The organism is Candidatus Peregrinibacteria bacterium (genome assembly GCA_016699755.1).
Classification (GTDB): domain Bacteria; phylum Patescibacteriota; class Gracilibacteria; order CAIRYL01.
The window spans coordinates 12,212-25,827 of sequence record CP065009.1 but is presented as its reverse complement, the minus strand read 5'-3'; the positions used below and the strand labels follow the sequence as shown (position 1 = coordinate 25,827).

Sequence of the window (13,616 nt, the reverse complement as noted above, 5' to 3'; positions counted from 1 at the left end):
CTTCTTTTTGATAACACATGGACAATCAGCAGATGATACATATTGGAAAGGCGCAAACACAAATTATGAGCCCCGGAGTTACCGGAGAGATTCCCGAAGAAACGTCAGGGAGTTTTGTGGATAAGATCAACCTTTGGCTTGTTGATCACTCGGGACTGAAAGTCAAAGAGCGCGTGACGATGTTTCGTCTCATGGCGACCATGATCAACGCAGGACTTTCACTCGTCAAAACACTTCAAATTCTAGAGGATCAGACAAAAAACATGAAGGTAAAGCGAGTCTGTTCTCATCTTCGCCATACAGTAGAGATGGGACGAAATCTCTCTGAGGGGATGAAAAAATATCCCGACGTCTTCGAGGATTCACAAATTGGTATGTTGAAATCTGGAGAAGCGTCTGGAAATTTGAACAAAGTGCTTCTTCAGGTAGCAGATCAAATGGAAGCCTCTGCAAAGATCAAGGGGAAGATTAAGGGCGCCATGATGTATCCTATCGCTATTGTGGTTGTACTCTTTGTTGTTGTAGGAGCCGTGACTGTTCTTGTAATTCCAAAGCTGCAAGACATGTTCCTTTCGGGAGGAAAAGAACTCCCCAAATCAACCCAAATGCTCATAAAACTCAGTGATTTCCTTACAGGAAACACGCTGTTTCTCCCAAACTGGGCGCTCTGTATCGTGGGAGCGTTCATCTTTTTTATACTCCTTGGGCAGTGGAAAAAAACAAAAAGTGGAAAATACTACTGGGATCAGTTTGTTTTTGCTGTTCCTATTTTTGGAAACCTCGCACGAAAAGTGGCGCTTGCTCGCTTTTGCAGAAGTATTTCCACACTCCTAAAATCGGGAATTTCTATTACAAAAACACTCGATATTACGTCGGAAGTCGTGGGAAGTGAAGTATATCGAAGACGTATCGCCCTCATTTCTGAAGACGTTTCTCAGGGAATTTCCATTGCAGAAAACATTAAAGGACAAGAGCGCATGTGGCCCATTATGCTCGTTTCGATGATTAGTGTAGGAGAACAAACGGCTCAGCTTGATAACGTGAGTATTAAGCTCGCAGAATTTTACGAAGAAGAAGTCGATAATATTGTGAAGAATCTGAGTTCTCTTATGGAACCGATTATCATTCTTGTCATTGGAGGTGTTGTTGGTTTTCTCGTAGCGGCTATTATGAGTCCTATTATGAACATGTCCGAAGCGGCGACCGCTTAATATCCAGAGAAAAGAGAATCACGAAATGACACCAAAAAGGATGTGAGAATATTTAGTGCCAAAAAAATAATGAACGGAGAAAGGTCTAGTACTCCAATTCTGTGTGGCAAAAAACGAACAATACGAATAAGCGGTTGAATAATGCTGTACAAAATACGAATTATAGGGTGATCTTTTGGCACTGGAAACCAAGAAAGCACCACCCAAAAAAAAATAAGTATCTTCAAGGCTTTCAAAAAATTTATAAGAACATCAACGAAAAAAATCATAAGGATTCAGAAAAATCAGGAATGCGATATACACCGGAAAAATCATCTCCAATAAATACGTGTATAAAAGGATCTGGTAATACTCCTTCTTCCGTTGCTTGTCTCGGAACAGGAACGAGTTCTGCGGAAAAATATCCCAAAAGAAGCTTTGCTAAGGCAGTAGATTTTGGATCATCTGAATAGCGTATTTGTGTCTTTGTTATTGACTCTGCAGCGTTGTCCACGTCGGAAACACGCCATCCATAGCGCTCAAGACCCGTTCGGAGTGTGCTTGCCACTCCACTTTTTTTGGTTCCGTTAAAAAGCACAAGAGAAATGGGGTCAATGCCTGCCGCAGAACGATTGAAGAAAATGGTGCGAGCAAAAGCACGAATTTGAGCATATTTATCGGGGGTCATATTGAGAAACGGCACAAGAACAAAGGCCCCTCCATACAGCGAACGATCAGGTGTTACCAAAAAACCACCAGGTTGCGATGGATCATCGTTTAAGACATGAGACACCATACGCTCCCTCGGGAGTTGGCTTCCAAATTTTGCAAGAGTTATGATTTCATCCCAAGAAATATCCGACACAAAATTTTCCTGAATTACCGAAAAAATCCCCTGCAAACGAGCAGGAGAAGTGAGAACATCAAGTGAGATCATTTTTTCTTTTACGGCATTAATAACATTTTGCTGACGAAGAGCACGATCAAAATCGGAGCTCCCATGGCGACTCCGTGCATATTTCAATGCGGTTTCTCCATCAAGTGTTTGAGCTCCAACAGAAATCGTAAACGGATTATATCCCCATCCAAAATCGGGATAGGTGGGATCGCTAATTGGTTTTTCCACAAAAATATCAATGCCGCCAATAGCATCAACAATATCAATAAACCCCTTAAAGTCGATTCGCGCTGTTCGTTGAATATCAATATTGAGTATTTCTTCAATTTCTTTACGAAGCGATTCCGTTGCAATCGCATCTGCCTCCCCCTCCAACTTCCAAATATATTCCTGTTTTGCTTCTCCCGAAAGATGTTGAAGTGCTTCAGCATGCTCTGGCTGTTTCTTTATTTCCCGAAAATGGACAAGGGATTCATCACGCAGAATTTCATTAATACGCCCACGAACATACGGCGTTTCAACATAGAGATCTCGAGGAACAGAGAGAAGAACAGCACTTCGCCCAGCAATATCAAGACTTACCACCATCATAGAGTCGGTAAGTTTATGCCCCTTATCTGCATGAAACTCTCCACCGCCAACTCCCAAAAGCAGAATGTTGGTCAACCCATGCTCATCCTTTGGAAGATCAGCACCCAAAGAGAACACAGCACCCGAAATAGCATTTTTCCCCGCTTGACGACCAATATCGGTTCCCAGTAGTGCGGCAAAAAGAGCGACGACAATAAACACGACAGAAAGCGTTCGCCACACCCAAGAAAAACGAATCTTTCGAAGAACATCAAAAAGCGAAAGTGGGAAAATGAGTATTTTTCGAATTCCAAGCATCACAAGAGAAAAGGCTTGGAGAAATGTTTTTTTTACTGCTTTTTTTCGCTGACGTGACCGGAGGGAGGTAGTTTTAAATGACAAGAATAAGGGAGAAATATCGGAGGCATTGTGCCCACTTTTTTACACTCTTCACAACCCATGAGAGAGAAAAGGGATTTTTAAAAAGAGGAAAATACTTGGATAACTCCTTTTTCAACAAGAAAAAAATTGACTTCTCTTTGGAGCGTTTGTATTTTTATTGCAACATTGTTGCAATAAAAATGGTCAATATTCATCATGCTGTTCAATCTGCTGGAGGACGGGTAACAAAAATAAAACATGCTATTATTGATGTTCTTTCTGAAAACGGATGTCTTATGAACAAAGCGGAAATTATAAGTGCATTACAGAGAAAAAAGATAGCACCAAATCGCTCCACCCTCTATCGCGAACTCCGATTCTTAACGAACAATCACATTGTTTTTCAAAACACTCTTTTTGGAACGGAATACTTCGAAATTCCCAATGCGCACCATCACCATCTCATCTGCGTTACATGCGAGAATATCGAAATAGTAAGCATGAAAAACCATCTCCAAGAAGAAGAGAAATGTATTACTCAACAAAACCATTTTCGCACGCTTCACCATTCGCTTGAGTTCTATGGATATTGTCAAAAATGCCAAACATAATTGGATTTTCTTTTTTTGTAATTATGAAAAAATGGTTCTTCTGCATCGGCATAGTAGGAATATTTCTCCTTGGAGGTTGCACGGAAAACGCCTCTCAAGAACCGAGTGGAGAAAAAAAGAAAATAACCGTCGTGAGTGCACTCTTTCCTTTGTACGATTTTGCAAAACAAATTGGAGGTAACTCTGTGGAGGCGTATCTCCTTTTGCCACCCGGAACAGAGCCACACGACTTTGAACCAACACCGAGTGATATTTCTAAAATCAAAAATGCTGATGTGTTTCTCTATACAGGAGATATTATGGAGCCATGGGTTCACGACGTTCTTGAGGGAGTTCACGCTACCGGAAAAACAGTTGATACGAGCGCAAGAATCCTCCTCATGGAAGAGTCTTCTCATGAAGATAAACAAAATCCTGAAGGCATGGATCCTCATATTTGGTTGAACTTCGAGAACGCCCAAAAAATGGCAGAAGATATTGCAGATGCTTTTTTGGAAGTGGATCCAAAAAATGCCGATTATTATCGAAATAATTTAGAAATTCTTCAAGCAAACCTTTCCAAACTCGATGCGAAATACAAGAGTACACTTGTAGGCTGCACAACAAATACCATTATCTATGGTGGACACTATGCATTTGGATATTTGGCAAAACAATATGGACTTCAATACAAAGCATTACAGGGATTTTCTCCAGACTCAGAACCAAGTGCCAAGGATCTCGTAGAAATGGTTAATCAGATACAAAAAGAAAACATTTCTTCTGTTTTTTCTGAAGAGCTTTCCAATCCAAAAATTGCCGAAATGCTAGCGCAAGAAACGCATACTCACCTTTTTTCTCTTAATCCCGCGGAAAATATTACGAGAAAAGATTACACAAATGGTGTTTCCTATCTATCGATTATGGAGGAGAATTTAAAAAACCTTTCCCTTGGACTACAATGCGAGAAATAACAGAGTCCATTCTCGATGTACAACATCTTTCTGCTTGCTACGGGCAAACAGAAGCCATTAGCGATATTTCTTTTTCCGTACAAAAGGGAGACTTTATTGGTCTTGTCGGACCAAACGGCGGAGGAAAAACAACGCTCACAAAAGCCATTCTTGGACTTATTTCTCCATCCTCTGGAAACATTGTGCTCTTTGGGAAAAAACAACAAAAAACGGACTTCTCTCGCATTGGCTATCTTCCTCAGAAATCACCAAGCATGAATCCGCTATTTCCTGCTTCGGTAGAAGAAGTGGTGCTCCTTGGGCTTTTGTCGCTCAAAAAATGGAGAAAAACGATCACAAAAGAAGATCTTCAAAAGACCAATGCAATCTTAGAAAAACTTGGTATTGGAGAATTGAAAAAGAGAATGCTTTCCGAGCTTTCTGGAGGACAACAGCAAAAAGTCTTTCTTGCACGTGCACTTGTCTCAGAGCCAAAACTTCTTATTTTAGACGAACCATCAACCGCGCTTGATCCCACATCGCGAGAACAATTTTTCGCGCTGACCAAGAAATTAAACAAAGAACATCAAACCACTATTATTCTTATTACTCACGACACCGGCTACATTGGGAAATACGCAAATACGCTCCTCTATATAGATCGTCGCCTTGTTTTTTTTGGAAATATTAGTGATTTTTGTCCGTCTGGTGAAACGGCAAGCTGTTTTGAAAAAAACGAAAAACATATTATTTGGCATCAACATGATTGAGCTTTTGGAACTCTTTCACTATGGATTTCTTCAGAGGGCTTTTTTTGCCGGCACATTCGTGGCAATTTCTTGCTCGGTGCTCGGACTTTTTTTAGTACTTCGCAAAATGTCGCTCATTGGCGATGGATTGTCGCATGTAAGTTTTGGTGCCATTGCTCTTGGACTTTTCTTTGGGTTTTCCCCAATATACGTCTCCATTCCACTTGTTGTTGCAAGTTCTGTGATTATTTTAAAAATCAGTGAAAAAGCTCGGGTATATGGTGATGCCGCCATTGGCATTGTGTCGGCTGTTGGCATTGCAGGAGGAGTTCTTTTTACAAGTCTTTCTCATGGTTTTAATGTCAGTCTCCTGAACTATCTTTTTGGAAATATTTTAGCGATCAGTACAAGTGAAGCAATTCTCTCGGGAGTGCTCTCCCTCGTCATACTTGCCACTATTTTTCTTTTTTATTGGGATCTTTTTTCCGCCACTTTCGATGAAGAATATGCCAAAACAACAGGCATAAAGACAAATTTCATCAACATGCTCCTTACAATCCTCACTGCCATTACGGTGGTGCTCTCAATAAAAGTAGTAGGAGTCATGCTCATTTCTGCACTTCTTATTTTTCCTGCCATCACGGCTCTCCAAATTTCCAAAAAATTCAAAAACGCACTCTTTTCCGCTTGCTTCATCTCTTTTTCTTCAGTGTTTTTTGGCATTATATGTTCCTTTCTTCTCGATCTGCCCACCGGAGCAGTGATTGTTATGATCAATGCCATCTTTTTTATAACGGCACTCCTCTGCAAGAAGATGACTTCATAGAATTTTTCTCTAAAACCGCAGGCTAAAAAAAGAAAGAAGAAAAACGGATTCGCTTTTTTCTTCTGGCTCTTGAGTAGAAAAATCAAAAACAGCAAAACTTTTAGGGCTAAATCGAAGAAACTATTGATAGATATTTCAACATCTTTCGGGAGAAAATCACCCTGTATGCTATCGTATAAAGAAAGAGTCCGGAGAGTTTGAACTCGATGAGAGTTATTCTTCTTACTCCAAAGTAGCTTTCATTCACTTCAAATTTTCCCAATTCCGGAGTAGAGGATATGCTCATTTCTGCTGTTCTTTTTCTTAATAATCCAAATATCCTATTAATGGTATTCCTATTTATTCCTGTATATTTTGCCATCTTGGTTACTGTCTCATCTCCTGCAAAATACTTCAATATTTCTCTGAATTTTCTTTCAGAAATATGCATCCCTTTTATATATTTATTAACAAAGTTCATAACTAGACTTTAGAGATTTTATCTCCTCCAATCTAGTCGAGACCCTAATGTTAAATGTACTAATCATTAAGGTGTTGAATTGCATAATCCGCTTCAGATTTCGTAAATTTTTCGCCATACGCAGAAGTTAGTTGGTCGTGAATAGCTGATGGAGACATATTCATAGTATCTTGATAAGTTTTTGCTTTAACTAAAGCATTCGCATTCCAATCAGCTGTCATATTGTCTATTGCATATTGTGCGGCATCAGCTGAAAACTTTTCGCCATATTCTGAAACAATCTGATCATAAACGCCTTGCTTCGACATGTGCATTGTTTTTGCATACATTGTTGCTTTATAAAGAGCAGATTTATATTCAGTTGGAACAGCTGCTTCCTTGGTAGGTTCAGGTTTTTCTTCATTTTTATAATAATTTTCGCATAAAAATTTTGCTAAATCACTTTTATTTGATCCCAATACAAGATCATACCATTCTGAAGGTTTTTCAATAATTTCTGATGGTGATTCTTCGCTATATCCAAATTCTCTAATTTGCATTGTTTTACAATTTGTTTCAGTGATAGTGTATCCAACACTATCCACTCCAACACGCCTGTTCAAAGCTTTGATATTATCACCAATTATTTCGTACTTCATAAGATAATATTTCCCCTTATCTCCTGGTTTACTGCTGGGTATAAGGATTTCTTCATATTTATTACTGTTATTTTCAACTGGTTTTTCGTCGTTAGCAGTTTTAGGCTCTTCTTCTGTTGGTTTTGTTTCATCTTTCTTTTGTTCAGTGCTTGATACAGATTCTTGTTGAACTGATGGTTGATTACTTTGTTGTTTTGAAGTATCGACTGTCGAACCAAAAATTATGAGACCAATAATGATAACGACAATTTTCATGCCACTTGAAAGATGAAACCTCCATTTTTCATCAACTAACTTATTAACAGGAGGAAGAAGAATAGCCGCCATTATTAACATCACAATTCCCAGTATTGGCTCTGAAAAAACAGAAATAATTCCGGTTAGAGCAAAAAGAACTCCGAAAATCCAGCTTAAGATTAGACCAACTGTGATTTTTTTACTTGTTGTTTGTTCTGTCATAGTTTTTAAATTAAAGAATTAAAAAGTGCCAAAATTTTCCTTTTTCCTATTTTTTCACAAAAGAGAATTTCACATAATGTTTCAGTATATGGGAAGTTTGCCAAAATTCCGCTATTTTTTCTATTTGTATTTTGGCAAATTTGGGAGAGGGCTTATGGAGTTTACGGAAGAAGCCCGAACCCCATATACCGTGTTATGTGATGCAATTCTTTTACCGTCCCACGTTTAACCAGTATCTTCTGACTAATTTCTCATCTACGATATTTTTATCTTGCAACTTTCCTCCATTTTTTTCGATTATTTTTGCAGATGCAATATTTTCATCGTTGCAAGTAATCAGTACTTTTTGAAGCCCTATTTTTTTGGCTTTTTGAATCGCTAATTCAAGAATTTTACTACCATAACCTTTTTGTCTTTCAGTCGGACGAATTGCATACCCGATATTCCCACCTTCTTTTTTTAGTTTATCGTTGAGTTCATGACGAATATTTACATGACCAACAAATTTATCATTATCAATAAGCCAATAAGTTGTTCCGGGGACAAACCAATCTGGCATATTTTTCCCTTGTGAATGATCTTTTGTTCTTTGAATATATTCGTCTATATTAGTGGGCTTATCGGGTATATTCCAAAAGCCTCCTATATCTTCGGCTTCAAATTCTTGAATAGCTTGCCACCAGCTTTCTGCATATTTCTTTGTAGGTTTTAAAAGTTGCATGATAAAAATTTTAGCAAATAGGTAAAAGAATTATTTCACATAATGGGCGGTGGTATATCCGATGCGTCCCGAGGAAACGAAGTTTCAGAGGGGCGTTTCGGTATATGGGAAGTTTTGGAAAATTCCTTTGAAAATCTAATTGTTTTTTGCGAAATTTGGGAGAGGCTGATTTGACATTCCTTAAGGATTTAATTTGCGCCAATTTTCCGTAGCCAGATACACGCTGTTATGTGATGTAGACAAAAATTTCTTTTCCTTAATTTATTTTAGGGAATTTGAAATGAAACTTCATTACTTTTGCCAGTTGTCGGATTTTCAACGTAAATTTGATATAAACCTTCTCCTCCAATCCAGTTGCTAATAAACTTAATGGTTGTATCTGTTGAAACAGTTTTTTGCAAAACACAGCTTGGTGTAATTATTTCTCTGCATAGAGTTTCCCCGGTAGGCGAAGCTGGGTGAACAAAAGCCACATATGTACCACTTAAATTTTTTCCTTGAATAACAACGCCGTTACCATCGAAAGTAGCCGACGTTATCTGCGGTGTGTTGTTGCTAACGGGCACATTAATGTTTTGATTAATATCTGTTTCCCGAGTGTTTACATTAACATCAGATTGATGTAAATCATCGGCTTGATTTACTACTGGTTGGTCAATATTCTGATTTGTGTTTGAAGCATTTTGAGCACAACCGGTTAAAATCAGCGACAAACTAACCAGAGAAATGACTAAAAATCTTTTCATATTTTTTCTAGGTTAATGTTAAATTAGTTATATTCTATCACAAGTTATATTCGACCTGAAATAACTTGCCAAAAAAATCTAAAAAATATTTCACATAATGGGTAAGTATATGAGAAGTTGCGATAGCAATTTGGGAGAGCATTTTTCGGAGAAAAGTGCGAACCAGATATGCCGTGTTAGCTGATGTATTGAAAAACAAAAGCCTCCTATCGTCGGCTTTTATGCTTTGGGGATTTTTTTTATTTCTAATCTTTTTCTGATATTTTTTCAAAAATCGGATGAAGATAAACACTTAATATATAAAAATAAGGGTTTTGGGACATTTCATCAAGTAATATTTTTTGTGCTTCAATCATTGGATTTGGATTATCTTGAATTGCTGTTTCAAGTTTTTCTTGTGTAGTAAATGGCGATAATTCATAAATATTTATTGCCATTTTTTTTCCTATCTTCGTTTTTGAAAATTCCACAGGATCCATATTCGCAAGTTTTTTATTTTCTTGCATAATCATATTTTGAATTCCTTCTTCCTTTACGCTTATCCCAACTATTTGCGGGTGAGCAAGAATGAAAACATGAGATATAAATATGATTAGTAAAATAAAATTTTTCAAAAATAGTGTATGAGGTATTTTTTCTTCATAAGAAAATGTAAAATAAGAAACTAATGTTAAAAAAATACTAGCCAAAAATAAATAAATAAATTGTGTTCCGTTCGGAATTAAAAATGTTAAAAAAAGAATAGAAATGCTTAAAGCGAACCAACTTAAATAGCTTTCTGCTTTTTCTTTGATAGAATTAATACCTACTATAAAAATCCCAATAAATGCAAGTAATGCACTTACAATAAAGATTTTATTTTCCGAAAAAAATAAAGGAAATAAGAATAGGAAGGAAAAAGTTCCTGCATAAATAACCAAAAGCCAACTTGGAAATACAACAATAGATTGAAGCAGTGTTTTATGCTTTTTGACAAATTCTTTGTTCAGCATATTTTGTTAATTTTAAACAGTTCCGCCAGGAACAAAAAAATAAATAACAATCCAGAAAAGAATTGATAGCCAACCAAGATTGTTTGCTGTTTTGGCTTTTTTAGGGAGTCTTTTTTTCCAGCCGTAATAAAAAACAGATGAAGCAATGATTGGTGCTAAGAAGTTTAAAATCAAAACATACCAAAACAGAGGAGCTTCTAATGGGGTTTCATCTGTTTTTCCTTCTGGTAAAGCTTTTTTTTCTTTTTTCATCAAAAAGAATGCAGCAATTCCAGGAATGAGCATAAAGATTAAGAATTTCATAATTTTATTTGTTAAAAATTAATAACAGTTGAATTATATCATACTTTAAGCAAATATAAAAATTTAGTTTTAAAAAATCCCCAAAGCATCAGAAATATTTCATATAATGGGCGGCGGTATATCCGATGCGTCCCGAGGAAACGAAGTTTCAGAGGGGCGTTTCGGATATACCGAGTTAGACGAAGTCGCGAGCTTTGCGAGCGATGAAGTCTGACGAGGCGTAGCCGCCGCCCATTAGCCTGAATCGCAAGCGAAGCGAAGCGATTTAGGCTAACGTTCACTTGTATCTGATGTCCCACTATGGAGTTTTCCCTTTATGGAACGGATTTGTAATTGAACTATTTTAACACTTCTTTGTATCGGAGTTCAAACTGAGGTAAGAGTGGGATATGGGAGAAAGAAGAGTCACTATCCGCCGTTTATTAAATATTTAGTGACTCTTCTTGAGCCAGATACAAGTTGTTATACGCTGTAGGAAAAGAAAAATTTTGTAATTTACTCTATATCCTTATATTTTTCTCTAAAATTATTAAGTTCTGCCTGTTCATCCTCACTAAGTCCAGATTCTTCGATAGACTTTCTTTCCAGAAATGCGTGTCGATTATCATGAGTCTTTTCTAATATATTTAACTCTACTTGCAGAGCAGTTGTGAGATCAGGTTGACCCCTAAGGAAATCTAATCTTTTGTTAATATTATGAGCCGTTTTTTCTGCTTCAGCAATATTTGGATCGAGCGTATTTCTTAATTCATTCATTAGAATGAGGAATTATTCAAACCACAGAGAAAATTACAAAATTTTTATTTTTCGTATGGCGTATAACGTCTGCCGATGATCTGATCGTTTTAATGTCGGATATCGGCTGTTGTACGATTTAAAAAATCAACCACTTTAAATATTAAAGGCTTTTTTTCTTTAATGCATTCAGCATGACAGCATACTTCACCAGGCTCACAACAACATCCAACTTTATATGTAACTGGCATTAGTAGTGTAACGATTATGCCAACTGAAATTATTATGATCGCAAATATATATTTCATGATTTTTTATTTCGTACAATGGGCGACAGTATATGGGAAGTTTTGGAAAATCCTTTGAAATTATATTTTGTTTTTCCAAAATTTGGAAGAGCAAAAAAGTGCTTCTGCTCTTTTCAATTTTTGCACTTTTTTGTGAACCCCATATACCGTGTTATCGAATGCTGCTTTTCAAAACTTCATTTTCCAGATCTTTTACTTTATTTTTTAGCGAATTATTTTTTAGTAATGCGATAATGCCTCCTATTGCCCCAATGCCCATTAAGCCTGGCACTGGAATATCTCCCTGTGAATAAATCTTTATTGAGTTGGAAATCAATAAGATTACTAATATCCAATAAAATATTTGCCAACCAGGCGTAAGTGGATACACTATATTTTCCGAGCATTCTGGGCATTTAAATTTTTGGAACGCGAGAAAAGAGCGCTTGGGAATATCTTCAAATTGGTGTTTACAATTTTGACATATCACTTTTTTTTTCATAATTCTTTAAAAAAATGAATTTTCCAATCCATTATATCTTAATCGATTTTGAAAGGCAATTTAGGCTAATGTTTGCGTGTATGAGAAGTTTCGCCGACTTCCTAATTATTTTATCATAGAGGAGGCGAAATTTGGGTAAAAGAAAAAGTGCAACAGCTGATAATTATTAGCACACTTTTTCTTTTACCTCATACACGCTGTTATGTGATGTCACTTTGCGATACTTACACTATTTCAAAACATATCTCCAAAAAATTGATCTATTATTTCCATTCATATTCATCGGAGTTGGATAATCTCTTAATGTCCAAAAGTTATAGTCAAGAGCAAGAAAAAATACAACGGCTATAATAGCTAATACAAATATATAACTTAAATATTTCTTTTTTTGACAAATTGTGAGTTTACGTAAAATCCAAAAAGAAACAATCGAAACAATAAAAACCATTACTAAACTTATCGGTAGCACAATAAATGTCAAAAACATAGAATTCGCAGCATTGTTGATTCCAATATCATCAACCTGAAAAAAATAGTTAACGACATTAATGAATGCAATGCTTGCGAAAAAAGATAGGATCGCACTAAAAATAAAACCGCCCAACATAGAAGCTTTTGTATTTTTTCTACTAGTACTTTCAGTGTTCATAATGTTTTAGAAATATTAAATACTATAGCGAAGCGATTTAGGCTAACGTTTAAGGATATGAGAAGTTGCGATAGCAATATGGATGAAGCGAAGCGTAATCTCATATCTGGTGTTAGGCGTTGTAAATTTTATTCAAATTCAATTCTGGCTGCCCCGCGTTCTATTACTTCTGTATGGATATTCTTTATACCCTCAATGTGTTTGTTGGGAGAACTTCTCAAATTATCGATCATTTTTCCCATCATTAAGATTCCCCCTTCCCATATTAAATCTCTCAGCAGTTTTGGTTGCAAGATAACATTAACTCCCTTGGTTTTGTTATCAAATTCTTGAGTTAATTCATCGATATATTCTTGATCTTTTAAGTCTGATATAACCATTAAGTTAACGTTGTCCGTTTTGCGCCGCAAACCATAGAAGTGAACCATGGAGTTCCTCAATTCATACAGCTGTTGCGAGGTTATTTTTTTCAAGCATGGATTTGATTGGTAAACCTTGTTTTCTTTAACAAAACAAAAACTATCAATCCAAGATGGGAATCCTATTTTTTGTGAGACTTTCTTACTCAAATATTCCTGCCAATAAGTATAAAAAATATCCAATGCTGTAAACACAAGTATCAACTTGGGTCTATCATTTATGATTGGTTTCCCGTCAATAATCGAAAATGCTTGGTTAATTTCTTCTGTTGACTGTGTTAAAAAAGCAACGACTTTTTTTTCTCTCTTATCATGCTTCTTTCTTTCTTCTGGAGACATATGTTAATTGAATTTGAATAAAATTTATGTCGCCTAATGGGCGGCGGTATATCCGAAACGCCCCTCTGAAACTTCGTTTCCTCGGGACGCATCGGATATACCGAGTTAGACGAAGTCGCGAGCTTTGCGAGCGATGAAGTCTGACGAGGCGTAGCCGCCGCCCATTAGGCTGAATCGCAAGCGAAGCGAAGCGATTTAGGCTAATGTTT

17 protein-coding genes are annotated in these 13,616 nt (G+C 36.7%); 5 read left to right on the top strand and 12 right to left on the bottom strand.

The annotated features are described in order from the left end of the window. The first annotated feature begins 17 nt into the window (after positions 1-17). The gene (locus IPN35_00145; protein QQS59289.1) at positions 18-1,211 is read left to right on the top strand and encodes a type II secretion system F family protein; all 1,194 of its coding nucleotides are present in this window, start codon (positions 18-20) and stop codon (positions 1,209-1,211) included. Here the strand turns inward: IPN35_00145 and IPN35_00140 are convergent. Together IPN35_00140 and IPN35_00135 are read right to left on the bottom strand one after the other, a co-directional pair. After that, positions 1,208-1,411, bottom strand: coding sequence for a YggT family protein (locus IPN35_00140; protein QQS59288.1), 204 nt, complete (start codon positions 1,409-1,411; stop codon positions 1,208-1,210). The two genes, IPN35_00145 and IPN35_00140, sit on opposite strands and share 4 nt — an antisense overlap. 65 nt (positions 1,412-1,476) lie before the next feature. Further along, positions 1,477-3,060: an LCP family protein gene (locus IPN35_00135; protein ID QQS59287.1), complete on the bottom strand. Its 1,584-nt coding sequence runs from the start codon at positions 3,058-3,060 to the stop codon at positions 1,477-1,479. A 179-nt stretch (positions 3,061-3,239) separates the two neighbouring features. Between IPN35_00135 and IPN35_00130 the strand changes: the two genes are divergently transcribed. The 4 genes from IPN35_00130 to IPN35_00115 are packed head-to-tail and all read left to right on the top strand — an operon-like array spanning position 3,240 to position 6,157. Then, positions 3,240-3,650 (top strand): transcriptional repressor, encoded by a 411-nt coding sequence (locus IPN35_00130; protein ID QQS59286.1) that lies wholly within the window; start codon positions 3,240-3,242, stop codon positions 3,648-3,650. A 23-nt stretch (positions 3,651-3,673) separates the two neighbouring features. Further along, positions 3,674-4,603 carry a zinc ABC transporter substrate-binding protein gene (locus IPN35_00125; protein ID QQS59285.1) on the top strand — a complete coding sequence of 310 codons (930 nt, stop codon included), beginning with the start codon at positions 3,674-3,676 and terminating at the stop codon, positions 4,601-4,603. After that, on the top strand, positions 4,591-5,352 hold the full coding sequence (locus tag IPN35_00120) for an ABC transporter ATP-binding protein (protein ID QQS59284.1): 762 nt from the start codon (positions 4,591-4,593) through the stop codon (positions 5,350-5,352). Before IPN35_00125 ends, IPN35_00120 begins: the two co-directional genes overlap by 13 nt. Beyond that, complete coding sequence (locus IPN35_00115; protein QQS59914.1) at positions 5,348-6,157, top strand: metal ABC transporter permease; 810 nt, start codon at positions 5,348-5,350, stop codon at positions 6,155-6,157. Before IPN35_00120 ends, IPN35_00115 begins: the two co-directional genes overlap by 5 nt. A gap of 106 nt (positions 6,158-6,263) precedes the next feature. Here the strand turns inward: IPN35_00115 and IPN35_00110 are convergent, their stop codons facing one another. The 10 genes from IPN35_00110 to IPN35_00065 all read right to left on the bottom strand — a co-directional run bounded on the left by IPN35_00110 (position 6,264) and on the right by IPN35_00065 (position 13,407). Beyond that, complete coding sequence (locus tag IPN35_00110) at positions 6,264-6,617, bottom strand: hypothetical protein (protein ID QQS59283.1); 354 nt, start codon at positions 6,615-6,617, stop codon at positions 6,264-6,266. A gap of 59 nt (positions 6,618-6,676) precedes the next feature. Beyond that, on the bottom strand, positions 6,677-7,255 hold the full coding sequence (locus IPN35_00105; protein ID QQS59913.1) for an Ltp family lipoprotein: 579 nt from the start codon (positions 7,253-7,255) through the stop codon (positions 6,677-6,679). 670 nt (positions 7,256-7,925) lie between these two features. Then, positions 7,926-8,435: a GNAT family N-acetyltransferase gene (locus IPN35_00100; GenBank protein QQS59282.1), complete on the bottom strand. Its 510-nt coding sequence runs from the start codon at positions 8,433-8,435 to the stop codon at positions 7,926-7,928. Between the two features lie 266 nt (positions 8,436-8,701). Continuing rightward, positions 8,702-9,181 (bottom strand): hypothetical protein, encoded by a 480-nt coding sequence (locus tag IPN35_00095; GenBank protein ID QQS59281.1) that lies wholly within the window; start codon positions 9,179-9,181, stop codon positions 8,702-8,704. Positions 9,182-9,426: 245 nt separating this feature from the next. After that, the gene (locus IPN35_00090; GenBank protein QQS59280.1) at positions 9,427-10,173 is read right to left on the bottom strand and encodes a hypothetical protein; all 747 of its coding nucleotides are present in this window, start codon (positions 10,171-10,173) and stop codon (positions 9,427-9,429) included. A 12-nt stretch (positions 10,174-10,185) separates the two neighbouring features. Continuing rightward, the gene (locus IPN35_00085; GenBank protein ID QQS59279.1) at positions 10,186-10,458 is read right to left on the bottom strand and encodes a hypothetical protein; all 273 of its coding nucleotides are present in this window, start codon (positions 10,456-10,458) and stop codon (positions 10,186-10,188) included. Between the two features lie 513 nt (positions 10,459-10,971). Then, a complete protein-coding gene (locus IPN35_00080) occupies positions 10,972-11,232 on the bottom strand; it encodes a hypothetical protein (GenBank protein ID QQS59278.1) in 261 nt (86 codons plus the stop codon). A 438-nt stretch (positions 11,233-11,670) separates the two neighbouring features. Beyond that, positions 11,671-12,000, bottom strand: coding sequence for a hypothetical protein (locus tag IPN35_00075; GenBank protein QQS59277.1), 330 nt, complete (start codon positions 11,998-12,000; stop codon positions 11,671-11,673). Between the two features lie 229 nt (positions 12,001-12,229). After that, complete coding sequence (locus IPN35_00070) at positions 12,230-12,649, bottom strand: hypothetical protein (GenBank protein QQS59276.1); 420 nt, start codon at positions 12,647-12,649, stop codon at positions 12,230-12,232. 128 nt (positions 12,650-12,777) lie between these two features. Beyond that, positions 12,778-13,407, bottom strand: a complete 630-nt coding sequence (locus IPN35_00065) for a hypothetical protein (protein QQS59275.1) — start codon at positions 13,405-13,407, stop codon at positions 12,778-12,780. Positions 13,408-13,616 lie beyond the last annotated feature (209 nt).

What these genes read in the sequence shown, in the direction of transcription:
- IPN35_00145 (QQS59289.1), top strand. Translation starts at nt 18, where the DNA reads ATGGACAATCAGCAGATGATACATATTGGAAAGGCGCAAACACAAATT.
- IPN35_00130 (QQS59286.1), top strand. Translation starts at nt 3,240, where the DNA reads ATGGTCAATATTCATCATGCTGTTCAATCTGCTGGAGGACGGGTAACA.
- IPN35_00100 (QQS59282.1), bottom strand. Translation starts at nt 8,435, where the DNA reads ATGCAACTTTTAAAACCTACAAAGAAATATGCAGAAAGCTGGTGGCAA.
- IPN35_00105 (QQS59913.1), bottom strand. Translation starts at nt 7,255, where the DNA reads ATGAAGTACGAAATAATTGGTGATAATATCAAAGCTTTGAACAGGCGT.
- IPN35_00120 (QQS59284.1), top strand. Translation starts at nt 4,591, where the DNA reads ATGCGAGAAATAACAGAGTCCATTCTCGATGTACAACATCTTTCTGCT.
- IPN35_00110 (QQS59283.1), bottom strand. Translation starts at nt 6,617, where the DNA reads ATGAACTTTGTTAATAAATATATAAAAGGGATGCATATTTCTGAAAGA.
- IPN35_00095 (QQS59281.1), bottom strand. Translation starts at nt 9,181, where the DNA reads ATGAAAAGATTTTTAGTCATTTCTCTGGTTAGTTTGTCGCTGATTTTA.
- IPN35_00080 (QQS59278.1), bottom strand. Translation starts at nt 11,232, where the DNA reads ATGAATGAATTAAGAAATACGCTCGATCCAAATATTGCTGAAGCAGAA.
- IPN35_00075 (QQS59277.1), bottom strand. Translation starts at nt 12,000, where the DNA reads ATGAAAAAAAAAGTGATATGTCAAAATTGTAAACACCAATTTGAAGAT.
- IPN35_00125 (QQS59285.1), top strand. Translation starts at nt 3,674, where the DNA reads ATGAAAAAATGGTTCTTCTGCATCGGCATAGTAGGAATATTTCTCCTT.
- IPN35_00085 (QQS59279.1), bottom strand. Translation starts at nt 10,458, where the DNA reads ATGCTCATTCCTGGAATTGCTGCATTCTTTTTGATGAAAAAAGAAAAA.
- IPN35_00090 (QQS59280.1), bottom strand. Translation starts at nt 10,173, where the DNA reads ATGCTGAACAAAGAATTTGTCAAAAAGCATAAAACACTGCTTCAATCT.
- IPN35_00065 (QQS59275.1), bottom strand. Translation starts at nt 13,407, where the DNA reads ATGTCTCCAGAAGAAAGAAAGAAGCATGATAAGAGAGAAAAAAAAGTC.
- IPN35_00070 (QQS59276.1), bottom strand. Translation starts at nt 12,649, where the DNA reads ATGAACACTGAAAGTACTAGTAGAAAAAATACAAAAGCTTCTATGTTG.